The sequence below is a fragment of the Bifidobacterium callitrichos DSM 23973 genome (assembly GCF_000741175.1).
GTDB lineage: Bacteria > Actinomycetota > Actinomycetes > Actinomycetales > Bifidobacteriaceae > Bifidobacterium > Bifidobacterium callitrichos.
The window spans coordinates 26,304-49,701 of sequence record NZ_JGYS01000014.1 but is presented as its reverse complement, the minus strand read 5'-3'; the positions used below and the strand labels follow the sequence as shown (position 1 = coordinate 49,701).

At 64.6% G+C, this 23,398-nt stretch carries 15 protein-coding genes and 1 pseudogene; 7 read left to right on the top strand and 9 right to left on the bottom strand.

The features are described 5' to 3' along the window. Positions 1 to 79: 79 nt before the first annotated feature. Both BCAL_RS08175 and BCAL_RS08170 read right to left on the bottom strand, forming a co-directional pair. Positions 80 to 2,449, bottom strand: a complete 2,370-nt coding sequence (locus BCAL_RS08175; RefSeq protein ID WP_043166176.1) for an alpha-galactosidase — start codon at positions 2,447 to 2,449, stop codon at positions 80 to 82. Positions 2,450 to 2,573: 124 nt separating this feature from the next. Beyond that, complete coding sequence (locus BCAL_RS08170; protein WP_043166178.1) at positions 2,574 to 4,646, bottom strand: cation:proton antiporter; 2,073 nt, start codon at positions 4,644 to 4,646, stop codon at positions 2,574 to 2,576. Between the two features lie 193 nt (positions 4,647 to 4,839). Here BCAL_RS08170 and BCAL_RS08165 point away from each other — a divergent pair. Then, a pseudogene (locus BCAL_RS08165) lies at positions 4,840 to 5,312 on the top strand (nucleoside deaminase). A 5-nt stretch (positions 5,313 to 5,317) separates the two neighbouring features. Here BCAL_RS08165 and BCAL_RS08160 read toward each other — a convergent pair. From BCAL_RS08160 to BCAL_RS08145, 4 genes are all read right to left on the bottom strand, one after another. Further along, positions 5,318 to 6,064 carry a sulfite exporter TauE/SafE family protein gene (locus BCAL_RS08160; protein WP_081887384.1) on the bottom strand — a complete coding sequence of 249 codons (747 nt, stop codon included), beginning with the start codon at positions 6,062 to 6,064 and terminating at the stop codon, positions 5,318 to 5,320. A gap of 91 nt (positions 6,065 to 6,155) precedes the next feature. Then, on the bottom strand, positions 6,156 to 6,836 hold the full coding sequence (locus BCAL_RS08155) for an alpha/beta hydrolase (protein WP_081887381.1): 681 nt from the start codon (positions 6,834 to 6,836) through the stop codon (positions 6,156 to 6,158). 166 nt (positions 6,837 to 7,002) lie between these two features. Then, positions 7,003 to 7,710 carry an ATP-binding cassette domain-containing protein gene (locus BCAL_RS08150; RefSeq protein ID WP_081887380.1) on the bottom strand — a complete coding sequence of 236 codons (708 nt, stop codon included), beginning with the start codon at positions 7,708 to 7,710 and terminating at the stop codon, positions 7,003 to 7,005. A gap of 39 nt (positions 7,711 to 7,749) precedes the next feature. Further along, on the bottom strand, positions 7,750 to 9,774 hold the full coding sequence (locus tag BCAL_RS08145; RefSeq protein ID WP_043260072.1) for a hypothetical protein: 2,025 nt from the start codon (positions 9,772 to 9,774) through the stop codon (positions 7,750 to 7,752). Between the two features lie 186 nt (positions 9,775 to 9,960). On the opposite strand from BCAL_RS08145, the gene BCAL_RS08140 reads away from it, so the two are divergent. After that, positions 9,961 to 10,611, top strand: a complete 651-nt coding sequence (locus BCAL_RS08140; protein WP_043166183.1) for a response regulator transcription factor — start codon at positions 9,961 to 9,963, stop codon at positions 10,609 to 10,611. Between the two features lie 8 nt (positions 10,612 to 10,619). Beyond that, positions 10,620 to 11,801, top strand: coding sequence for a sensor histidine kinase (locus BCAL_RS13255; protein ID WP_152600362.1), 1,182 nt, complete (start codon positions 10,620 to 10,622; stop codon positions 11,799 to 11,801). Here BCAL_RS13255 and BCAL_RS08125 read toward each other — a convergent pair. Beyond that, positions 11,796 to 12,758, bottom strand: coding sequence for a hypothetical protein (locus BCAL_RS08125; protein WP_052119180.1), 963 nt, complete (start codon positions 12,756 to 12,758; stop codon positions 11,796 to 11,798). The two genes, BCAL_RS13255 and BCAL_RS08125, sit on opposite strands and share 6 nt — an antisense overlap. Positions 12,759 to 13,624: 866 nt before the next feature. Between BCAL_RS08125 and dcd the strand changes: the two genes are divergently transcribed. Continuing rightward, on the top strand, positions 13,625 to 14,206 hold the full coding sequence (gene dcd / locus BCAL_RS08120; RefSeq protein ID WP_043166187.1) for a dCTP deaminase: 582 nt from the start codon (positions 13,625 to 13,627) through the stop codon (positions 14,204 to 14,206). Positions 14,207 to 14,284: 78 nt separating this feature from the next. Then, positions 14,285 to 16,051 (top strand): FIVAR domain-containing protein, encoded by a 1,767-nt coding sequence (locus BCAL_RS08115; protein ID WP_052119181.1) that lies wholly within the window; start codon positions 14,285 to 14,287, stop codon positions 16,049 to 16,051. Positions 16,052 to 16,232: 181 nt separating this feature from the next. Here the strand turns inward: BCAL_RS08115 and BCAL_RS08110 are convergent, their stop codons facing one another. Together BCAL_RS08110 and BCAL_RS08105 are read right to left on the bottom strand one after the other, a co-directional pair. Continuing rightward, positions 16,233 to 19,199 carry a cation-translocating P-type ATPase gene (locus BCAL_RS08110; RefSeq protein ID WP_043166189.1) on the bottom strand — a complete coding sequence of 989 codons (2,967 nt, stop codon included), beginning with the start codon at positions 19,197 to 19,199 and terminating at the stop codon, positions 16,233 to 16,235. A 151-nt stretch (positions 19,200 to 19,350) separates the two neighbouring features. Next, positions 19,351 to 20,550, bottom strand: coding sequence for an MFS transporter (locus BCAL_RS08105; protein ID WP_420796825.1), 1,200 nt, complete (start codon positions 20,548 to 20,550; stop codon positions 19,351 to 19,353). Positions 20,551 to 20,733: 183 nt separating this feature from the next. Here BCAL_RS08105 and rlmB point away from each other — a divergent pair, with 183 nt between their 5' ends. Together rlmB and BCAL_RS08095 are read left to right on the top strand one after the other, a co-directional pair. Further along, positions 20,734 to 21,732, top strand: coding sequence for a 23S rRNA (guanosine(2251)-2'-O)-methyltransferase RlmB (rlmB, locus tag BCAL_RS08100; protein WP_043166191.1), 999 nt, complete (start codon positions 20,734 to 20,736; stop codon positions 21,730 to 21,732). A 53-nt stretch (positions 21,733 to 21,785) separates the two neighbouring features. Next, positions 21,786 to 23,216 carry a DUF4032 domain-containing protein gene (locus BCAL_RS08095; RefSeq protein WP_043166285.1) on the top strand — a complete coding sequence of 477 codons (1,431 nt, stop codon included), beginning with the start codon at positions 21,786 to 21,788 and terminating at the stop codon, positions 23,214 to 23,216. Positions 23,217 to 23,398 lie beyond the last annotated feature (182 nt).

The following is a 23,398-nucleotide window of genomic DNA, read 5'->3' as shown; positions in this document are numbered from 1 at the left end:
TGGTCACCCCCTTCCCTTGGCTCCCCTTGTCAGGGGAGCTGGCCCGCGAAGCGGGTCTGAGGGGTAGTCAGTGTGTTGTTCACTGCCGAATGGCGGTGAACAACACGGCCTGGGCCGGATGCAGGCTCGGCGGGCGCAGACCGTAGGTCTCGAGGGCGCGGCCGGTCATGAGCACGCCCTCCTTCGTCCACCAGCCGAGCGCGGACTGGCCGTTGCCGATGCCGAGGCCCTCGAGATCGAGGTCAAGCCACAGCGGCTGGATGCGGTAGACGCCGTCCGGATCGAGGCCGGGTACGCGGATCGGCGCGGCCGGGTAGGTCTGGCCGGTGGTCAGCTGGGTGAAGCGGTAGAACGCGGCGGAACGGTCGGGCTTGACCATGCCGTCGAGTCGCACGGCCGGATCGATCGCGTCGGCGTGCACGCACGTGTCGACGGCGAACCATTCGCGATGCTTCTTGAACTCGGCGACCCATTCGGCGAGTTTCGCGACGTCCGCCTCCGGCTCCTTGAGCAGGTTCCATTCGATGCCCATGTGCCCGAAGAACGCCATCGCCATGCGCATCTCCTGGCTGGTCGCGCGATGCGTGGAATGCGCCGGGGAGGCGCCCACATGCTCGCCCATCATGAACGGCGGCACGAGCAGCGACGTGTAACGCTGGATGTCGGCGCGCTCGACCGGGTCGACGCAGTCGGACACCCAGATGCGATCGGCGAGCTCGAGGATGCCGAGGTCCACGCGGCCGCCGCCGGAGGAGCAGCTTTCGATCTCGAGACCGGGATGTGCGGCCTTCAAATCACGGAAGATGCGGTAGACGGCGAGCGTCTGCTCGTGCACGGCCGGGCGGCCGGTACGCGGGGAGACGGCTTCGGTGACGTGCTTGTTGTGATCCCACTTGATGTAGTCGATGCCGAGCTCGCCGACGAGCGAATCCATCGCGTCGTACAGATAGGCGTACGCGTCCGGATTGGTCAGGTCGACGACCTGCTGGGAGCGGCCCTGCATCGGCAGACGATTCGCGGTGGGCTTCAGCACCCAGTCGGGGTGGGCGCGGAACATGTCGGAATCGGGGTTGACCATCTCCGGCTCGAACCACAGGCCGAACTCCATGCCCAAACCATGCACGTAGTCGGCGAGCGCCTTGAGGCTCTTGTCGCCGTCGGGCCACACCTCCTTGGCGATTTGCCAGTCGCCGAGTCCGGAGGTGTCGTCGCGGCGGGAGCCGAACCAGCCGTCGTCGACGACGAAGCGTTCGACGCCGGTTGCGGCGGCCTTGTCGGCGAGCGCCTTGAGGGTGTCGAAGTCGTGCTGGAAGTAGACGGCCTCCCACGTGTTGAGGATCACCGGGCGTGGCTTGTCGGCGATGCCGAGCGCGCGGCGGGCGTCGTGGTGCGCATGGCGCAGGTAGGCGTGGAATCGCGCGGCGATCTCGTTGAGACCGTCGCCGTAGGAGCCGTAGACCCACGGGGTGGTGTAGGTGGCGGTGTCAGTGTTGGCATTTGTCTCGTCGAAGCGCGGAAGGGTGATCTCGCCGCCCATGAGCACTTCGCCGCCGCCGATCAGACCGGTCGTGTACGGCTGGCGTTCGGCGGACAGTACGCTGTTGCCGCTCCATCCGACGTGGACCGCGTACGCTTCGCCGTGTTCGAATCCGAATCCGGGGGTGCCGGCGGTGAGCAGGAGGCTCGCGTCGAAGTCGGGGCGTCCGGCCATCGAGACCTTTTCGAATCGGCCGACGGTGAGCGGCTGGCGCTGCGGGCTGCGTTCGCGCAGGTGATGCCCGGTGGTGGTGAGGATTTCGCCGGCGAGCGCGGGCAGCGGGAAGCCGAGTTCGACCGTGCCGATCTCGAGGTCGCCGGCGCTCTCGCCGCCTTCGTTGGAGACGTCGAGTTTCTGGCGGATCAGTCCGGATTCGTCGAGTTCGCACGTCCAGATGATGCCGACGCCCTGTTCGAGGTCGTGGGCCTCGACCGTGATGGTCGGCGTGGGCACACGGTGGGCGTCGCGGGAGTGCAACATCTCGTCGCCGACGGTAGCGGAGGCCGGGGCCGGGCCGGTTGCGGCGGCGTCATCGCTTTCGGGGATGAAGTACCCCACTTCGGGCGCATCGGCCGTGACGGATTCGACGGTGAAGCGGCAGAACAGTTCGACGCCGTTTCGACGCACGGAGAATCGGGGGGCGCCGATCCACGATTCGGCCTGCGTGGGCAGGATCGACGGCCATGCGGTCTCGTCGAGGGCGCCGGAGACGCGCTGCGGCTTCAGGGCGTCGTACTGGGCGATCAGGGTTTCGGGGTGTGCGATCGGACGCCCCCAGTGGACGAAGCGGGGCAGGTCGTCGTTCGGGAACACCAGCGCGAACGCGACGTTCGCGTCCTGCTGCTCGGCGTAGACGACGTTGAGGCGCGTGCCGTCGGCGGCGACGCCGTGGAATTGCTCGATGCGCGACATTGCATATCTCCTTGGGGTTTGGGGTTGTTCCGTTCACCACGTTTTTCCGCTATCGATCGTAGGACAACCGGCTTTCCTTGCCATACCCCCGTGTGTTTGCCACGTCAGGAAACTAAATGCCGGATCAGATGCCGGAATCGGCATCGACCTGCATGACATAGATGTTGCGGCGCAGGGCTCTGGCTTGGGCGCGGGAGATGTCGCCGGCCTCGAGCATGTCCTGCACGACGCCGAGCTCGATGCCGTAGCTCTCCTTCTTGACCTCCTCGGCCTTGCCGGCAGCCGCCGCACTGCCCTGCACGTTCGGCCGCGCCTTGAGCGAGCCCTCCGCGCGACGGTAGTCGAGGATCAGGGCGGAGCAGAACTCCGTGTTGTACCGGTCGTAGGTCATCTCCTCCTCGAGCATCGCGATCACGTGCTCGATGGCCTCGACCTGCAGGGTGCGCATGTGCGCGAAGATCTGGTCCTCGCTCACGAGCGGCGTGGTGCGGCGGATGCGGTTGATCGTGCGTTTGATGAGGTTCATCGTGCGATGCCTCCACCCGCGCATGCGCCCGCTGATCTGCCATGCGAGCCCGCCGGCCTCCGGGCCTGCGGTGGCGTGGCGCAGCGAGTTCATGATCTGGTCGAGCATGCGTTCGCACGCCTCGACGTTGAGCTCCTGCACGGCCTTGTCCGCGTCCGGATGCGATTTCGCGTCGGCGAGACGGTCGCGCACGAACTCCTTCTCCCAGTTGAGCGCCCGGATCTGCAGCTGTCCGTAGCCGGCCGGGTCGAGCGCGCCGATGCGATGCTTGAGCCGGCTGATGCGCTTGGTGTACGAGTCGATGACCATGAGTACGGCGCGTCGGTTCTCCGGCGTGATGCGCCCGGTGAGCTCCTCGACCGTGCGCCGCAGCACCTCGATCGTGATCTCCTCGAGTTCGCCGTCGTCGTCCTTCGCGCGGTACGGCGCGAGCAGCGGCAGCAGGAAGTTCGCCAGCAGCAGCGTGCATACGATCACGCCGGAGGCGATGAAGATCAGTTCGTCACGCATCGGGAACGGCGTGCCCGCGTCGATGTAGTAGGGGATCGTGAACATCAGGGACAGGGTGATGGTGCCCTTGGCGCCGCCGAAGGTCATGACCGCGGCCGATCGCCAACGGTCGGCGGTCATCGGACGACGTTTGCCGGTGTTCTCATCGCGGGCGATGCGCAGCATGCCGGCCACCCAGATGAATCGCAGTGCGACCGCCACGCCCGTGACCAACGCGATCACGCCAAACAGCATGTTGTTGCTGACCCACGGGTCGACCCAGCTGGCGTGCATCGCGCCGGGCAGCAGCATGCCGAGGAGGATGAACACGGCGCCGTTCAGCGTGAACGACAGCACGCCCCACACGCTGGAGGCGACGATGTTCGTGCGTGACACGTTCGGGCCGACGCCGGTGCGGTCGAATCGCACCAGGAGGCCGGCCGCGACGACCGACAGGATGCCGGAGACGTGGAACTCCTCGGCGCCCAGGTACAGCAGGAACGGCAGGAACAGCTCCATGAGGATGCGCGTGGTGGTGGTCTCCCAGCCGAGCGATCGGACGGTTTCGAACAGCCAGTTCGCGGCGAGTCCCACCACCGTGCCGAACAGCGCGCCGCCGATGAACGAGACGATGAACTTCGTGGCCGCCTCACCCACCGCGAATTCGCCGGTGACGGCCGCCGCGATCGCGAACTGGAAGCCGACGATGCCGGACGCGTCGTTGAACAGCGATTCGCCCTTGAGCACGCCGCGCTGGCGCAGCGTGAGCGACGCCTCCTTGCCGAGCGAGGACACCGCAACCGCGTCGGTGGGGCCGAGGGCGGCGCCGAGCGCGAGGGCGGCGGCCAGCGGGATGACCGGCCAGATCGCGTTCAGGGCGAATCCGACCGCCACCATCGTCACTATCGCGAGTCCTATGGCGAGCGAGATGCTCAGCTTCAACGTTTTGAGCAGTGCCGACTTGTCGATCTCGTGAGCTTCCAGATACAGCAGCGGTGCGATGAACAGCACCATGAACAGTTCCGGACTGAGCGTGACGTCGGGGAAGAACGGCAGCTGCGTGGCGGCCGCGCCGAGCGCGATCTGCACCAGTGGCGTCGAGACCTTCGGGATGAACCGACTGAGGAACGACGACAGCACGACGGCCGCGATAATGCACAGTATCAGCTCGACAACATCCATGGTTCCCTCTCGACTCCCCGCTTCCGGCGCTCGCCCCTCTTCTCCCATAAGGCGCTGCTCAGATTATAGAAAACCCGTTAGGAAATCGTTAAGCACGTGGCGATATGCGCCCGAATCAACGCCCGATCATGGCCCGATCATGGCCCGATCATGGCCCGATCAGCGAGACCTATCCGTAGACTGGGGATTCATGATGTTCGATCGAACGACGCTCGATGGGCTGATGGACGAGGCGCTCACGCTGGCCCGGCGCGCCGCGGCGGCCGGCGACGTGCCGGYCGGTCGGCGCGCTCGGTCGTCGACGACGAGTCCGGGGCGATTCTCGGCCGCGGATACAACACCCGCGAGGTCGACGGCGATCCGCTCGCCCATGCTGAGGTCGTCGCGATGCGCGAGGCCGCGCAAACGCGCGGGGGCGATTGGAATCTCGCCGACTGCACGCTGGTCGTCACGTTGGAGCCGTGCCCGATGTGCGCGGGCGCATGCCTGCAGACGCGCATCGGCCGGATCGTGTTCGGCGCGTGGGACGCCAAGCTGGGCGCATGCGGGTCGATCTGGGACATCCCGCGCGATCCGCATGTGGGGCACACGCCCGAGGTGTTCGGCGGCGTGCGCGAGGCCGAATGCGCGCGGATTCTGGGCGATTTCTTCTCCACCCGCCGCTGATCGCGCTATCGGCGCCGCATCGCCTTGAACGCGACGAACAGCGAGCGCACGAGCAGCGCGGAGAGGTACACGGTGAACATGATCGCGCCGGTGCGCGGCGTCACCGCGCCGGCGATCCACGTGCCGAGCGGCGCGGTGATGGCCGCGACCACGCCGATGATGACGGCCGCCTTGACGTGCACCATGTGACGTCTGACGTTCGCCACGGACGTGGTGATCGAGTTGGGGAACATCGCCAGCAGCGACGTGCCGCGCGCGATCAGGTCGCTCGCCCCGAAGATGATCGACAGGGCCGGCACGCAGATCGCGCCGCCGCCGATGCCGAGCAGTCCGGCGAGCACGCCCGCGATCACGCCGAACGCGATGAGTCCGAGCGCCATGATCGGATGCATGTCGATATGCGAGTCGCGCGACGGATTCGATATCGCCTGGTTGATGATGACGAACACGAGGAACGCGACGAACGCCCATCGCAGTGCGATTTCAGGCAGTTTCGACAGCAGCCACGAGCCGATCTGCCCGCCGACGAACATGCCGGCGAACACGAGTGCCGCGGCGATCCAGTCGACGTTGCCCTCGACGGCGTAGGAGATGACGCCGGAGATGGCGGTGGGCACGATCGCCATCATCGAGGTGGCGGCCGCGTGGCGTTGGGTCAGGCCCAGCCACACGAGGGCCGGGACGATGATGGTGCCGCCGCCGATGCCGAACATGCCGGACAGGATGCCGACGAACACGCCCACGACGGCCATGATGGTCAGGCCGCGCGGGGATTCGTCCAGATGATTCTCATCGATTGCTGCATTCACGCGGCCCAGTCTATATCGTCTATATCTCGGCTCTTTACAGAATCCCCGACGTGATGTCGTGGTCGAGCAGCCACTGGCGCAGGTCGGCGAGCTCCTCGAGACTCACGTTGTGGTCGAGCCCGTGGTAGCTCTTCGTCGTCAGCCACGTGTGCTCGCCCAGCCATGCCTGCGCGGCGAACAGCTCGTACTTGGGCATCACGTCATCGTTCTTGCCGTACGTGTAGAAGACCGGCACGTTGTAGTTCTCGAGGATCCCGTCGGCCGGCGCGGTGCCGGGCACGATGGCGGGCGCGACGTATCCGGACAGCGAGACGACCGCGCGATACCGCTTCGGGTTGACGCGCAGCAGGTGCACGGCCAGCAGACCACCCTGCGAGAAGCCGAGCGGTACGATCTCGCGCTCGTTGGGCAGGTTGTTCGTCACCCACCGGTCGATCGAGATCGCCAGATCGTAGGCGGCGCGATCGAGGTCGTCCCCCATCGGCAGCCGCTCGCCGAACCACGCGTACGCGCCGGGCGAGAACGCGTCGCCACCGGCGAGTCGAATGGGGCCGCGCAGGGACGCGTAGTCGTTGTACGGCGCGATCTGGCGCATGAGATCGGCCATCTCCATCTCGTTCGACCCCCAGCCGTGCAGGCAGAGAAACAGCGGATGCGTGGGATGCGTCGCTCCCCCGCCGCGCGAGTACTGCGCTTCGGTCAGGTCAATGGTCATATCTGTCTCGCCTCTTCGCTCAACGGTGCTCGATGCCGTTCAATGGTGTTTCAGTGGTGTTCGCCGGCACAAACGGTTCCGCCTCTATTGTGCCTCATCCGCGGCGGTGATCGCCGATCGACGTGCAGGTCACCACTGTGAGTCACGACACAGCCCCTATTCACGCTCAATCATCGGGCATCAGCGTGATGTGCTGATCGGTCAGGGAAACGATATCCGGGTTGTGCGTGGTCATGATGACCATGGCCCCCTGATCGGCGAGACCGCGCAGCAGGTTCATGACGCGGGTGACATTATCCGGGTCAAGGGCGGCGGTCGGCTCATCGGCAAGGACGATGCGCGGGCTGCGGGTGAGCAGTCGGGCGATGGCGACGCGCTGCTGTTCGCCGCCCGAGAGCGTGTACACCTTGGCGTCACGCTTGTCCGTCAATCCGACCTGGGCGAGGCTGCGCGAGGCAAGGCATGCACGACGAGATCGCGGAATGCCCGCACTGGACATGGCGAGATCGAGATTGCGAACGACGGTCCATTGGTCGACAAGCGCGTAGTTCTGGAACAGGAAGCCGTACGTTTCACGGTAGAGGCGGCGAATGCTTCCACGATTCAGCCGATCGAGACGCTGGTGACCGTAGATGATGGTTCCTCGATCGATGGGTTCGAGCAGACCGATCGCGTTGAGCAGGGTGGTCTTGCCCGCGCCGGATGGTCCAGTGATGGCAGTGATAGTGCCGGGGTCGATATGGAAACCGAGATCGTGCCATAGAGTGCGGCCATTGATGCCTTTCGTCAGACCGTGCGCATCGAGCGCTGCAAGGGGATGCAACGTTCCGTCTGCATCGGTTTCTGCCTGTATTCCATTGAAGATGTCAGTCATGATTGCTCCTTGGTCGCGATATTGCGTGTTTGCCGACGCTCAGGATTGTTTGATGGTGTCGGCACGCATCCGCCGATCCCATATGATCAGGGTGATGATGGTCGCCGCCATGCCCGCCAGCATGATCAGCATGGCGGGCAGCGGCCATTGTCCGCTGCTCTGCCACGGCTGCGCGGCGAGTATGCCGGCGATCAGACAGACGAGGGTTGCGAGGATATGCGACCCGTATCGTCGCATGAAATCCGCCCCATGGATGTATTGGACGAACAGACGTTGGCGCTGACGCTGACAGTATCCGTCTCCCAAAGTCGCGGCCACGATGGCCAGCCCCATGATGGTGGTCAGGGCCATGAGCCCGTACTCCAGAATCGCCTGTCTCGCCTGCGCTGCCTGGGATCGCGCCTGTTCGACCGTGTTCTGTGCCGAGGCGACCAGACCGGTCAGCTCGTAGGTCTGCAGCCAATCGGCAAGCTGCTTGGCCGATTGGGCGGCGAACAGGATGCTGCCCTGACTGGCGTAGGAGAGCCTGTTCGACGGGGATATCGCGGTTCCCGGCATGACAATGATCATCGTCCCGCGCAGTTGTGTGGCATTGTTCTGGATTGCGGATGGCGTGTACAGACGCACCGTCAGATCGTCGCTCAAACTACCGGTGCTACCAAGGTTGCCGGCCGCGATAGTGGTATCGGTCAGGTGGATGCCGTCGATTCTGTCGGCGAGGTCGTATTCCACGTTGACGAGCCGTCCCAACGCATCCATCAATCGGGGTCGTTCCTCCTGCATGCTCGCGGGCAGGAGTAGCTGCGCCTTGTCTTCGGCGGCGCGATCGTAGGGGATGCCGAGCTGTCGGGCTGCAGCCGGGTTGACGGTCAGACAAGGGCGACTCGCCTCAGGCGTGCGCCCATCCAGCTGATCGAGCATGCACTGTGGCTCATAGTCGATCAGCTCCAGACGCCCCTGCCGGTCAAGGTCATCGGTGAACGACCGCCAACGAGACATATACCGGCTGGTCTCCTCGTTGGCCATGTTCCAGAAGGACAACGCGTAGGCGTTCGGCGCTTCAGCCGCAAGCGCCGCCGCATGATGCGCCGCCGAAGCCTGATTGATCGCACTCATGGCGATCGCCGACGTGGATGATGCACCCACCGCACATGCCAGCAACGCCACGACGGACACCGTCATGATCGCACGCAATGGACGCTTGCCCCGGACCTGATCCAATACGCGCGGTACCAGCACAGCGACCATCAGCACCGCCAATAGTGATGCCAGCAGCATCACGGTAAGGAAACCGGCGCTCGTGATGACGACGATCAGGAACGGCAGTCGGTTCGGCGCAAATCCCCATGCCGCGCCCGATCCGATAATCCACAGGATCACTGTCATGGCCATGCCAATACCTTCAGCAAGCCAATCGTCACCGAGCTCCCGGGCCACCGCCATTGCACGTGGCATGCCGTGGAACGACTGGATCGCACGACGTTTCATCATCGCCGAAGACGCCACCAGTCCGGCCGCCAAGGTCAGACAGAATACGAACAACGGCAACACCACCAACGGCGTCTGCATGAACTGTTCCAACAGGTAACGGGCCGATGCGATCTCCGGTGAGTCGGTCTTCAGCCCCTTCACGCGTAGGGAGGCGGAGAACGCGCGCACGTCGTCTGCATCCCCGTACACGATCCATCGGCCGGTCGGCGCGGTGAGCGTATCCGCTTCGCGCACCACGATCCGGTCGCCAAACACATAGCCGCGGGCCGTCTCACCAGGCTTGGGCGCCGACGAAACGGAACGGGCATCATGCTCATGCGTACCTGCGATCAGCAGCACATCGGCACCATTGGCGTCCGCCGAATCCGAGAGCAGCTTGGCCGCCACGACATGATGATCCCTGGCCACCGTTCCCAGTACAGCCACGTTCGCATTATGCGCGCTCGTCACCTGCACCGCACCCTCAGCACCCAGCGGGAACCACGATCCCACCATGCCCGCGAACAATGCACCGGCCAGCACGGCCACCACTACATCCAACAGCACGGCGATCCTCAACAACCGATGCATCATGCTCCTCTACCGTTCTTGATCATGTGATTGCGATTTCACGATATCCATGGCGGTTCTTGCAACGGAAAGGCTCGTAATCGGAAACGATGACATGGATCGTGGGCTGTCATTGGTTCGGATGACAACGAGGACAACTGCGGCTGCGGCTTCGATGACGGCGATGCAGGCCGGTTATACTGCTCAACCATGGAGCACAAGCGGAATACGCTGCTGATCGTGGACAATGACCACATCACGCTGATGGCGTTGCATTCGTTTCTCAGTAAGGCTTTACCCGACTTTGATCTACTGCCTCCCGCGGACGGTGGAGACAAGGCCATCCAGCGATGCACAGGCGCGTTCGATCCTCCGCAGGTACTGCTGATCGACATGTCGATGAGCGGCATCAATGGCCCAATGGCCATCAGAGCCATTCGACGCGAGAACAGGGACATACGCATGCTGGCGATGACCTCGTTCACCCTTGAGGATTACGCGCGCGAAGCCGCCGAGGCAGGCGCACAGGGCATCATCAGCAAGAACGACGTTCAGCATATGGCTGACGCCTTGCAGGCCGTAGCCGATGATCGGCTGTGGGATGGCGGAGCCAAAGTCGCGTTCGATGACGCGGCTACAGCATACAAACGGGTCAAGGCCGAAAGGAAAAACGATCTGTCCGCGCGCGAAATCGAAGCCGTGAACGCATGGTGCCGTGGCATGACCGCCGCACGCATTGCCGAAAGCATGGATGTGTCCGAAAATACCGTACGCACCTATCTCGCGCGTGCATCAGAGAAACTCGGATGCGCCAGCCGCAAGGAGCTCATCAGCACGTGGCTGCGTCTACGCAGCCGATGAGAGGAACCATGTCCATCACCATGATGATGCAACACTTACGAGCAGGGCTTCAAATTCCTCTCGACCGGCTACGGGCCCATCCCGGAATCTCCATCACTGCCGCGATAGACGTCCTCATCCTTGTCTTGGAATGGCTATCCGCACCCCCGTCCGGACTGATTATGACCGCCGTCTCCATGCTCTTGGCGGCATGCATCGTCGCCACACCCGTGGCACCGCGCATGACGCAGTGGATGGCAGTCGCCTGCTTCTGCGTATCCTCGATGTCGGTTGGGCATTCATTTGGATATACGGTCATTCAGGATTTCTCCATACTCATCGCCGTCGGGATACTCGCCTATCTTCATCCGTTTCGGGATGGCATTGCCGCGGCCGCGATCTCAGCGATCGGAAACTCAATCGGCAATGGCATCGCCGATGATTCACCGGACGTTTCGATGATCGCCACCATCGTCAAACTGGCGTTGCCATCGATCACCGCGTGGATCATCGGATATGCGTTCAATCTTCATCAGAACAACCTCCGGATGCAGAAGATCTCGCAGGAGCATCTCGCCGCGGAACAGGAGAACGCCAGACTGCGCGCCAATGCCAATGTTGCCGTGCGCATGCACGATACGTTGACCAATGATCTGAGTTGCATCTCGGCCATCGCTCATCAGCATCCCGATGATCCCGAATGGAATGTCGTGCTGCAGCGAAGCCAGTCCGCATTCACGCAGGCACATGCCGTCATCGACTATCTATCGGGGCGCAACGTCAGTGCACAGCATACATCGCCATTCATGGAACGACTTCATGGTCAGCTGGCCGAAACCAAGCACTATCTGGATTTCCTCGGATACCATGGCGAAGCAACGATACACGGCGAATCGCTCGTCACCACGCACGATGCCGAAGAGGAGATACTGGCGCTGCTCAAGGAGATCGGCACCAACATCCAGCGGCATGCCGTGGCGGGCGAAGCGGCCTATATTCTCAGCATCGATGTCACACCCGATGGCGTTGAGATCTTTGAAAGCAACGATACCGGACAGACGACGTTGGACGAGGCCGAACGCTCCGGCCGTGGACTCGGTATGCATCGCCGACAGATCGAACGGCTTGGTGGAACACTGGACACCAATCTCGACGATCAGCTCTGGATTCTTCACGCCAATATCCCATGGCAGGTTCCGCGGTCGTCATGATTGGCCGTCGTCATCTCCCGCGGGGGTGATCGTGGTGAGTTCGCCGCCCCATTCGTGTTCGAGCGTGGTCATGCTTTCGGACGGGCCGAACGCGATCCACTCGTTACCGGACAGCAGTCGCCAATCGCCCTGCGTGGCCGGGTCGTCGGCGTTCTGCGTGAGTAGTTCCGCGATCTTGCCCTGCAGAGGATTGTCGTACAGCCGCTTCGTGGTGTTCGAGTCGAACGTGACGTAGGCGACGCGCGTCTCGGCGCACAGCGATGCGTTCTTGACTCCGGGGAACATCGATACATCAAGGTCGGTCCACCCGGCCTTGCATTCGCCGGTCGCGCGTTCGATGCCGAATCGCATCGACTCGGCGCTGTCCACCGGCGCCTCGTCGCGGATGGCCGGCTTGAACAGTCCGTCGGGGAACAGCACGCCGCACACGACGCCGAACGCGAGCAGGAGCCCGGCGACCAGCAGTGTGACGATGCCGCCCGCCGCGACCCGATGCCGGCGGCTGTTGCGCGGTAGATTCGCCTTCGCGACGATCACGGAGACGAACGCGATCGCGATGCAGATCCCACAGGTGAGGGCGATATAGCGCCCCGGCACCTTGCCGTCCGGGTCGACGAGGGCCGGCGCGGACTCGTGCGCGGCGGAGAGCGCGCCGAACACGACGGCGCTGAGGCCGGCGATCAGCGCGATGATCGCGGCGGTCCTGGAACGGCGGGCCGGCTCGGAACCGAATCCGGCGCGATAGGTGGTGGTGCGGCCGGAGGGGCGGGAAGCGGAGGAGGACTGAGCGGCTTGGCCGGCTTGACCGGCGCTCTGGCCGGCACTCCGACCTGTGTTCTGACCGGCACGTGGGTGGCGTCTACGACGCGAGCCGTCATCGCCGTCGTATTCGTCGTATCCGCCGGCGTTATCCGGACCGTCGCCGTTTGCGAAGAAGTCGTATTCGTTGTCGGCCATGGCGTTTCCCTTCGCCTCCCCTTCGTCGGAGTCGCCAACATCACCGACCCCGTGCCGTGCTCTATGCTGCCTTCAGTCTACCGCCGCGAGCCCTCGTATTCGTCGGTCTCAGGGATGAATCAGGGTCACGTGTCACCTGCGATCGGCTCTGCGATCGGCTGCGAGCGAGAGGTCACCAGCAATCAGTGCCACAAATCTCTCGCGGGCGCCCCTCCTAGCGAGAGACAACAGTCATATGGTGCCAAAAACCTCTCGCGGGAACCCTGCTAGTGAGAGACCGCAACCGTCCGGTACCGAAAACCTCTCGCGAGCATCGCTCCTAGCGAGAGACAACAGCCGAGTGATGCCGCGAATCTCTCGCGAACGCCTCACTAGCGAGAGATCTCCTCTGCCCAATGACGCCGATCTCTCACTGGCACCCCGCCTGGCGAGAGATCGGTGACATCCGCCATTAACAACCTCTCGCGTGATGCGCATTCGGAAAAAGAAAACCCCGGTGGGGGTACCACCGGGGCCAGAGAAAGGAGAGAAGAAGAAAGGTTCAATTGTCGGGGGCTCACGCTCCGGGTCGGCTCTTGCTGACGGTTTATAGATAACCACTTTTTTCTGGGCCACACGCGGTGTTTCGCTGTGAGTTTCCTGAAAATTGTCGATTTTTGGTGAATTGTCCACAGCCTGAACGCTTCGGAACAGCCACAACGGCGCAGTTATCCACATTAATACGACACATTGTCGCATTCGATTGACGGAAAAGCGGTTTCCTGTAGGCGCCCCCGTTCGCCGACGACCAGTCCCATGGCGCGCATCGCGGGCTGACACTAGACTGAAGGGCAGTATTTTGACGATTTGCCCGTGAGGAGCTTCCTATGCTGTTGTCCGACCGCGACATTCTGGCCGCGCAGGCGGAGGGACATATCTCGCTCGACCCGTGGACCCCGGAGATGGTCCAGCCCGCATCGATCGACGTCAGGCTCGATCGGTTCTTCCGACTGTTCAACAACCACGCGTACACGTACGTGGATCCGGCCGAGAATCAGGGCGCGCTCACCGAGCAGTTCGCCGTCGGCCCGGATGAGCCGTGGATCCTGCATCCGGGCGAGTTCGCGCTCGGATCGACGTGGGAGTACGTCAAACTCGATTCGACGATCGCGGCACGACTCGAGGGCAAGAGCTCGCTGGGTCGCCTCGGCATTCTCACGCATTCGACCGCGGGATTCATCGACCCGGGCTTCGAGGGGCATATCACGCTGGAGCTATCGAACGTCTCGACCTTGCCGGTCAAGCTGTGGCCGGGCATGAAAATCGGCCAGATGTGCTTCTTCCAGCTGAGCTCGCCGGCCGAGCATCCGTACGGTTCGAAGGGCGTCGGATCGCATTATCAGGGGCAGCGCGGGCCGACGCCGAGTCGCTCGTACGAGAACTTCTATCGCGCGCACATCGACGACTGAGTCGTAACAAGCCAGGCGGCCGGCAACGGCGGTCTGGCTTCATCGTTAATTGGACAGGGACAAACAGGGGGACAGAACATGACCGATCCAAGTGGCGAATTCCACTTCGATTTCCAGAACAAAGCCAAGCAGGGAGCGCAGCAGCCGCAGGCGGACCAGCCGGGGCAGGCGATACCGCAGCCGGGGCAAGCAGAGCAGCCGGCTTACGGCCAGCCGCAGGCGACTCAGACCGCCGCCACGCAGGCGTTCACGCAACCGGCAACCGGATATGAGCAGCCGACCGTCGCGGTGCCACAGACTCCTGCTCCGGAACCTCCGACCGAGCTGGAGACCACGCAGGCGTTCGATCCGTTCGCCGACGAGGATCTCCCTCCGCTGCCCTCGCAGACCTACTCCCAGCCCACACAGGCGTTCACGCAACCCGTCACCGAACCGGTCATGCCTGCCGCATCCCAGCCGACGCAGGTGTTTGCACAGCCGGTTCAGCCGACACAGCCGGCACAGCCGTACGCCCCATCCCAGCCGCAGGCGTTTCAACCTCAAGCGGCGGCGCAATCCGCCGATCCGCGCGAGGAACGTACGCAGGTATTCAATCCGAATGTGCTGAATCAGGCTGCGGCCCAGCCGTTCGCGCAGAGCATCGGCATTGCCGCCAGCAGTGCTGCCGGCAACATCGCCGACAGTGGACAGCCGACGCAGGTATTCGGGCAGAACGCCCAGTTCCCGCCCGCACAGCCGTTCCCTGCAGCTCAGTCGTTCCCGCCGGCACAGCCGGCACCGGCCGCAGCCGGGCAGCCGCCGGTTATGCCGCCGTCGATCGCCCCGAACGATGGCGAAGACAACGAGGACGACGGCCACGGCGATCGCAACTCCGACGACAACGGCACCGGCGACAACAGCCGTAACTCGCGCCGCGGCAATCGCCGCAGGGGTCTGTCCGGCGGCGCGATCGCCGGCATCGTCGTGGGGGCGATCGTGGCGATCGCACTGATCGGCGGCGGCGTGTGGCTCTTCACCGCAGGCAGTGGCAAGGTCACGTATGCGGCGTGCACGGCCGCAGAGCTCCAGTACAAGGGGTCGGCGGCCGGCCTGAAAGCCTCGATCGCGAAGGGTCAGCAGACAGTGTCGTCGACGACCGCCGATCAGCTGTCCGACGCGACCACGCTGGACACGCTCAATCAGGCGATCTCCGACGCGGGCAACGTCTCCACGAACGCAAGCTGCAAGACGGACATGTCGAAGGACGATTTCAAGTCGAACGCGCAGCAGTTCACCATCGCGGCGCAGAACGCCGACTCGCTCAAGGAGAAGATCGACGACGCTATCGACGCGGTGGACGCGGCCAAGAAGTCGAAGACCGCCGATTCGCTGAAGTCGTCGCTGAACACGTCGCTCTCGTCCGCGCAGTCGCTGCTCAGCAGTTCGACGGGCAAGGTAGCCGACGAGAGCACGCGCACCGCGCTGCAGGATGCGATCACCAACGCGAACAGCGTGGCGTCGAAGTCGAATCCTTCGCAAAGCGAGGTGGACAGCGCGAATTCGGCGTTGCAGAAGGCGATGGAGAGCGTCAACGCGTCGATGAGCGCCAAGACTCAGGCCGATCAGCAGGCGCAGGCCGAGGCGCAGCAGAAGGCTCAGGAGGAGCAGCAGAAGCTCCAGCAACAGCAGGAGCAGCAGCGTCAGGATATGGAGGATCAGGAGGCCGAGGAACCCGAGCAGTCTCAGGGCGGTTCGGGATCGAGCTCCGGCTCGACCGGTTCCGGTGCCAACTCGGGCACGGATTCCGGCTCGACCGGATCTGGCAGCTCCAATGACGCCGGCGGCACCTACTCCGGATCCGATTGATATGAGTAGGGCGGCATCCTCATGAGGAACGGACGATTATCGTCCGATTCCTGCGAGGATGCCCGCCCATCAAGCCCGTCAATCAGCACTTAGCGGTGAAATCCCGTTGTCTCTCCCCCAGTCAGCCTCCGGCTGACGGCCCCCTCATCAGAGGGGGCCGAGCAAGGCGGAAGAGAGGGACTCAGCGCTTCGAGCGCTCCATCGCGCGCAGGACGCACTTGCGCAGCTCGGAGGCGACGAGCACGAACGCGGCGAGGCCGATGCATTCGACCCATGCCAGCGCCGACAGCGGGGTCGTGCCGAACGCGGAGTTGAGGAACGGCACGTAGATCACGACGAGCTGCAGCACGATGGACAGGCCGATCGCGCCCCACAGCCACTTGTTCGAGAACAGGCCGACGAACGCCGACTGCGCGTGGGAGCGAGAGGCGATCGCGTTGAACAGCTGTGCGAACACGAGGATCGTGAAGCCCATCGTGCGGGCCTCGACCATCTGCGCGTCGTGGCCGAGCGCGTCGACGGAGCGGTCGGTGAACAGACCGCCAGCCAGGTGCATGTCCATGCCGATCAGCGTCACGATGGCCATGATCACACCGATGTAGATGATGTCGCCCCACATCGAGGCGTCGATCACACGGTCGGTGACCTTGCGCGGACGACGGTTCATTACGTCCTCGGTCTGCGGGTCGACGCCCATCGCGAGCGCCGGCGCGGCGTCGGTCAGGAGGTTGATCCACAGCAGCTGGGTGGCGAGCAGCGGCACGGTCACGCCCTGCGTGCCGGGCTGGGTGATGCCGAGGAATCCGGCGAGCACGACGCCGAAGAACACGGTGAACACCTCGCCCACGTTGCTGGAAAGCAGGTAGCGCAGGAACTTGCGGATGTTGTCGAAGATCACGCGGCCCTCGCGCACGGCGGCCACGATCGTGGAGAAGTTGTCGTCGGCGAGGATCATCTTCGCGCTCTGCTTGGTGACCTCGGTGCCGGTGATGCCCATCGCCACGCCGATATCGGCGGTCTTGACGGCCGGGGCGTCGTTGACGCCGTCGCCGGTCATCGCGACGATGTTGCCCTGACGCTGCAGCGATTCGACGATCTTGAGCTTGTGCTCCGGGGCGACTCGCGCGTACACGGACACCTCGGAGGTGGCCTTGTCGAACGCGGCCTGATCGGTGAGCGCGTCGAGCTGGTCGCCGGTCAGGGCCTTGCCGCCCTTGTCGATGATGCCCAGATCGGAGGCGATGCGGGCCGCGGTCAGCGGGTGGTCGCCGGTGATCATGACGGCGCGGATGCCGGCGCGATGCGCTTCGGCCACGGAGTCGCGCACCTCGGTACGTGGCGGGTCGATGATGCCGACCATGCCGTTCCAGATGAGGTCGGTTTCGATCGCCTCGGACTGGTCGGCGATGTCGGTGACCTGTCCGGCGGCATTGGCGCGCACGCCGGGCACCTCGGACAGGTTCGCGGTGCCGAGCGGACGGTACGCCTGGCCGAGCGTGCGGTACGCCTCGGAGGAGAGGCGTTCGACGGTCGCGAGGATCGTCTGGCGATCGCCTTCGGTGAGCGGACGGACCTGTCCGCCGACGGCGATGCGCGAGCAGAAGCTGAGCAGCACGTCCGGCGCGCCCTTGGCGAAGACGGTGAGCTTGCCGCCCTCGGTGGAGTCCTTCGCGATGATCGACATGCGCTTGCGTTCGGAGGTGAACGGCACTTCGGCCACTCGGCTGAACTGCTCGTAGCCCTTCATCGCGCCGGTCTTGCGCGCGGCGACGATCAGGGAGACTTCGGTCGGATCGCCGACGATCTCCCACTTGCCGTTCTCCTTGCGCAGGTCGCCGTCGTTCGCAAGCGTGCCGGCGGCGAGGGTCGCAATGACCTCGGCGCGCAGAGCCGGCGCATCGGCGAGCGAGGAGCCGTCGGAGGCGACCATCTTGCCTTCCGGCGCGTAGCCGGTGCCGGTGATCTGCACTTCGCCGGACGGGGTGACGACGCGTTCGACGGTCATCTCGTTGCGCGTCAACGTACCGGTCTTATCCGAGCAGATCACGGACGCGGAGCCGAGCGTCTCGACCGAGTGCAGCTTCTTGACGATCGCGTTGTGCATCGCCATGCGCTGCACGCCGAGCGCGAGCACGACGGTGAGGATCGCGGCCAGGCCCTCGGGCACGGCGGCCACGGCGAGCGAGACGGCAAGCAGCAGGGAGTCGATGATGTCCTGCGTGGTGTGGAAGCCCTCGAGCAACGCGAGCGCGGCGAGCACGATGGCCGCGATGATGCACACCGCTAGCCCAAGGATCTTGGAGATGTAGTCCATCTCCTTCTGCAGCGGCGTCTGCTCGTCCTCGGTGGCGGACAGGAGGTCGGCGATCTTGCCGACCTGCGTGTTCATGCCGGTGCCGGTGACGATCGCGCGGCCGGTGCCCTGCGTGACGGAGGTACCGTTGAAGATCATGTTGGCGCGGTCGCCCAGCGCCTTGGCTTCGGGCAGCGTGTCCGGCTTCTTGCCGACCGGCACGGATTCGCCGGTGAGCGACGCTTCGGCGATGCGCAGGCTGGCGGCCGTGAAGAGTCGGCCGTCGGCGGAGACGGAGTCGCCCTCCGCGAGGACGATCACGTCGCCGGGGACGACTTCGGCGGTGTTGATGCGCACGACCTTGCCGTCGCGCAGCACGGAGGTCTGCGGCGCGGTCATCTGGGCGAGCGCCTCGACCGCGGCCTCGGCCTTCGCCTCCTGGATGTAGCCGAGGACGGCGTTGACGATCAGGATGAGGACGATGACGATCGCGTCGAACGGCAGCGCCTCGCCACCTTCCGCGCCGGGGGCGGCGTGCCCGCGCTCAATGAACCACGCGATCACCGAGATGACGGTGGCGGCGAGCAGCAGGTAGACGAGCGGGTCCTGGAACTGGGCCAGGAACTTCTTCCATTTCGGCACGGGCGGCGCGCTGGCCAGCTCATTCGGGCCGAACTTCTCGAGTCGACGCTTGGCTTCGGCCTCGCTCAGGCCGACGTTCGGGTCGACGTTCAATGCTTTGGCGACCTCGGCCGCATCGGTCAGGCTCGGATCGACGTCGCCCATCAGCGCTTGCTGGGCGCGCACTTCCTCTGATACCGCGGGCGCGGTGGATTGACCTTTCTGATCAACCATGTGATTCTCCTTGGTATAGCCGCGGAGTAGTCAGTCCGTGCGGCGGCCGGGTTGTCTCCCCCGACGCGCATCGGACTGCGCGGTTATGGGCACCGGCGCAAACCGACGCCGATGCATACGATTGCCATTATTCCATATGGGTGTGGAGCAGTCATCGCACGGCGTAAGGGGTGTTGTCCAGTAGGTCCGCGAGATTCCTACTCATCGCGCGGTCCCGCGACCCCTTGGTCGCGCTCATGCCGGCGGTCACGGCGATCAGGGCGATCGTGCAGACGATCCACAGCGTCCGCCCGCCGAATCGGCTGATCACGCCGCCGCCGATCAGCGGCGCGAGCGCGATCGACAGCGACCACAGCACGTTGTACACGCCCTGATACGTGCCCCGCGCGGAGGCGGGAGCCATCGCGGCGACGATCGTCGTGGCGATCGGGAACGTGCCCAGCTCGCCGAGCGTCCACAGCACGACGGCGAGCGCGAACCCGCCCCACGATCCGGCCACGATCTGCACGGCGTAGCCGATGATGGTGACGGCGAGTCCGGCGACGAGCACGCGCGAGTTGCCCATGCGCGCGAACAGCTTCATCGCGGGGATCTGCAGCGCGCACAGCATGAACCCGTTGATGGTCAGGAGCACGGAGTATTCGCCGAGTCCCATGCCGAGGTTCGTCATCGCGATCGGCAGTCCGGAGGTCGACTGGAAGTAGACGAGGTAGTAGCCGAACATGAGCACGGAGAACGCGAGGAACGGCCAGTCGGTGAGGACCCTGTGCCAGTTGTCGCGCAGGGAGGTGGGGGCGACGTCGGAGTCGGCCCTGACGGCGGCGTCCCCCGGCTTGGGCACGGCGATGCCCAGATGCCGCACCTCGCGGAAGAATCCGACGAGCAGGATCGTCACGGCGAGCATCACGGCGGCCTCGACGTAGAACATCAGCGAATACGACACCTTGACCAGCTGGTTGGCGATGATAGGGCCGATCGCGTAGCCGAAGTTGATCGCCCACGATTGCAGGACGTACGCGCGCTGCTGGCGTTCGACCGGAACCACGTCCGCGATGTACGCGGCGATCGCGGGACTCGGCAGCGAGGCGAACGCGCCGTAGACGAACAGGGTCGCGCCGAGCGCGATCGGATCGGCGAGCGCGGAGACGACCAGCAGGGCGATGGCCGCGCCGATCTCGCCGATGATGATCATCGACTGTCGGCCGAAGCGGTCGGAGAGCGTGCCGCCGAACAGGCATCCGATGATCGACCCGAAGCCGTACATCGCGACGACCGCGCCGACGACGCCTTCGTCGATGTGCAGCGCGGAGACCAGGTAGATCGACAGGAACGAGGTGACGAACCGTCCCATCCATAGGATCAGGATCGCCAGCCACAGGCCCCAGTACAGCAGGGGCAAACCGAACAATGTGCGCCGTTGTTTCACCCTCAATACCCTACTCGGGGGCGGCGGGGCGGCTTGCCGTCGGCGTCCGGCAGCTTCCCGACCGCACATGCAGACCGTTCGGTTGGGGCTTGTGAGACAATGACCGTTATGGTTATGAAGAAAGGACCGACCAAGGGGTCGGGTGGCAAGCATCGCAACGCGCTTCGCGGCAAGGGACCGACGCCCAAGGCCGAGGATCGCGTCTATCACAAGGCATACAAGGCGAAGAAGGTCGCCGATCGCCGCAAGTTGGCCGATCCGCGACTGGCCGCACGCCGCCGCGTCGACAAGTTCGCGTCGTCGGACACCACGGATCTGGTGTTCGGCCGCAACTCGGTCCTGGAGGCGCTGCGCGTGGGCGTGCCGAGCTCCACGCTGTACATCCTGTCGCGCATCGAACACGACGACCGCACGCGCGAGATCGTCAAGCTGGCCGGCACGCAGGGTCTGCACATGCTGGAGGCCGATCGACTGGAGATGGACCGCATCGCCCGCTCCGGCAACCATCAGGGCGTGATCCTCAAGGTCGATCCGTACCAGTACTCGTCGCTCGCCGAGCTCGCCGATCGGGCGGACAAGAAGTCGCGTGCGATGGAGGCGGCGAACTCCGCGGCTGCGAAGCTGTCCGCGCGCCCGCTGTTCATCGCGCTCGATGGTGTGACCGACCCGCAGAACCTCGGCGCGGTCATCCGTTCGGCCGCCGCGTTCGGCGCGAACGGCGTGATCCTGCCCGAGCGTCGCTCCGCGTCGGTGAACGCCGCCGCGTGGAAGGTGTCGGCCGGCGCGGCCGCGCACCTGCCGGTGTGCCGAGTGGTCAACCTGACCAAGGCGATCGAAAGCCTCAAGGAGCGCGGCTACTACGTCGTGGCGCTGGACGGCGGCGGCGACAAGACCGTGGGTGAAACCGGTTTCGAAACCGATCCGCTGGTCGTCGTGCTCGGGTCGGAAGGCAAGGGCGTGAGCCGTCTCGTGCGCGAGGCGTGCGACGCCGTGGCCGGCATCCCGATCTCCAGCCAGGTCGAATCACTCAACGCGTCCGTGGCGGCGGGCATCAGCCTGTACGCCGTGGCCAACGCGCGACGCAAGGCGGCCGAAGCGGCCGAATAAGCCGAATAAACAGGCCGAATACACGTAGGAACGAGGCAAAGATGCAATCATCCATGAACCTGTCGGGACTCTCGCAGCTGGATCCGCGCGCGGCGAAGGCCACCAGCGTCAAGGCGGAGGACGACACCGCCGATACGCCGGAGCCGCAGGCGCTGAAGATCACCGCGGCCAGCTCGAACCCGAAGATGTTCACGCTGCCGTGGGAGCAGCCGCTGGCCACCTGGCCCGCCGAACTGCTCGCCAACCTGCCGCGAGGCATCTCCCGCCACGTCGTGCGCTTCGTCCACGTGGGCGACGAAGTGTACGCGATGAAGGAGATCACGCGTCAGATGGCCGAGCGCGAGTACGAGATCCTGCGCCGCCTGCAGAAGCTCGAACTGCCGGCCGTCCGCCCGATCGCGGTCGTCACCGGACGTCACAACCGCGAAGGAGAACCGCTCGAGGCGATCCTCGTGACCAAGCATCTCAAGTTCTCCCTGCCGTACCGCGCGCTCTTCGCCCGCAACCTGCAGCACGACACCGCCGAACGTCTGATCGACGCGCTCGCCGTGCTGCTCGTGCGTCTGCACCTGGCCGGCTTCTACTGGGGCGACGTCTCCCTGTCGAACGTCCTGTTCCTGCGCGATGCCGACGCGTTCTCCGCGTTTCTCGTCGACGCCGAGACCGGTGACCTGCAGGTCAACCTGACCAACGGCCAGCGCGAATACGACATCGATCTGGCGCGCACGAACATCATCGGCGAACTGATGGATCTGAGCTCCGGCAAGCTGCTGCCTGACGACGTCGACGAGATCGAGGTCGGCAACCGTCTGGTCGACCGCTACCACTCGCTGTGGAGCGCCCTGACCGACACCGACAAGTTCGGTCCGGACGAGATGTGGAAGATCGAGAAGCGCGTCAACAAGCTCAACGAGCTCGGCTTCGACGTCGACGAGCTCGAGATGAAGACCGAGGAGGGCGGCAAGCGCGTGCTCGTGCGTCCGCGCGTCGTCGACGCCGGCTACGCGAACCGCAAGCTGCTGCGCCTGACCGGTCTCGACGTGCAGGAGAACCAGGCCCGTCGACTGCTCAACGACCTCGACGCCTACCGCGCCTCCACGTGGCGCGACGGTGAGGATCTCGAGATCGTCGCGACCGACTGGATGCGCGAGGTGTTCGAGCCGACCGTGCGCTCGATCCCGGCCAAGTACCGTTCGCAGATCGAACCGGCGCAGTTCTTCCACGAGGTGCTCGACCACCGTTGGTTCCTCGCGGAGAAGGCCGGTCACGACGTACCGATGAGCGAGGCCGTGACCAGCTACATCGAGAACGTGCTGCCGAAGCAGGTGCTCAACAAGAAGGACATCGACACGCTGCTCGAGGAGGCCGATGCCGGCGTCATCGACGACGAGTCGACGTACTACGAGAACAACTCCGGTGCTGACGGGGATGACGACGGGTACAACCCGGACTTCGACCCGGATGCGGCGGTGTGGTCGCACTGACGATCGGCTTTCCTGGTCTGCCTGTGTGTGGGGTTGGGCCGGCGTATGCGATACACGACACACTCAAGGCCGTTTGGCCAAGCCTACAGTCGTGTATCGCATACGCCGGCCCAACCCCGGTTCCAGCCAAAATCGTCCGGTTTCAGGTGCGAGACGTCAGTGCGAATTTGTTAGGGGACAAG

Excerpts from the sequence above, each read along its gene's own strand:
- BCAL_RS08175 (WP_043166176.1), bottom strand. The coding sequence starts at position 2,449 with ATGTCGCGCATCGAGCAATTCCACGGCGTCGCCGCCGACGGCACGCGC.
- BCAL_RS08170 (WP_043166178.1), bottom strand. The coding sequence starts at position 4,646 with ATGGATGTTGTCGAGCTGATACTGTGCATTATCGCGGCCGTCGTGCTG.
- BCAL_RS08160 (WP_081887384.1), bottom strand. The coding sequence starts at position 6,064 with ATGGCCGTCGTGGGCGTGTTCGTCGGCATCCTGTCCGGCATGTTCGGC.
- BCAL_RS08155 (WP_081887381.1), bottom strand. The coding sequence starts at position 6,836 with ATGACCATTGACCTGACCGAAGCGCAGTACTCGCGCGGCGGGGGAGCG.
- BCAL_RS08150 (WP_081887380.1), bottom strand. The coding sequence starts at position 7,710 with ATGACTGACATCTTCAATGGAATACAGGCAGAAACCGATGCAGACGGA.
- BCAL_RS08145 (WP_043260072.1), bottom strand. The coding sequence starts at position 9,774 with ATGATGCATCGGTTGTTGAGGATCGCCGTGCTGTTGGATGTAGTGGTG.
- BCAL_RS08140 (WP_043166183.1), top strand. The coding sequence starts at position 9,961 with ATGGAGCACAAGCGGAATACGCTGCTGATCGTGGACAATGACCACATC.
- BCAL_RS13255 (WP_152600362.1), top strand. The coding sequence starts at position 10,620 with ATGTCCATCACCATGATGATGCAACACTTACGAGCAGGGCTTCAAATT.
- BCAL_RS08125 (WP_052119180.1), bottom strand. The coding sequence starts at position 12,758 with ATGGCCGACAACGAATACGACTTCTTCGCAAACGGCGACGGTCCGGAT.
- dcd (WP_043166187.1), top strand. The coding sequence starts at position 13,625 with ATGCTGTTGTCCGACCGCGACATTCTGGCCGCGCAGGCGGAGGGACAT.
- BCAL_RS08115 (WP_052119181.1), top strand. The coding sequence starts at position 14,285 with ATGACCGATCCAAGTGGCGAATTCCACTTCGATTTCCAGAACAAAGCC.
- BCAL_RS08110 (WP_043166189.1), bottom strand. The coding sequence starts at position 19,199 with ATGGTTGATCAGAAAGGTCAATCCACCGCGCCCGCGGTATCAGAGGAA.
- BCAL_RS08105 (WP_420796825.1), bottom strand. The coding sequence starts at position 20,550 with ATGGGACGGTTCGTCACCTCGTTCCTGTCGATCTACCTGGTCTCCGCG.
- rlmB (WP_043166191.1), top strand. The coding sequence starts at position 20,734 with ATGGTTATGAAGAAAGGACCGACCAAGGGGTCGGGTGGCAAGCATCGC.
- BCAL_RS08095 (WP_043166285.1), top strand. The coding sequence starts at position 21,786 with ATGAACCTGTCGGGACTCTCGCAGCTGGATCCGCGCGCGGCGAAGGCC.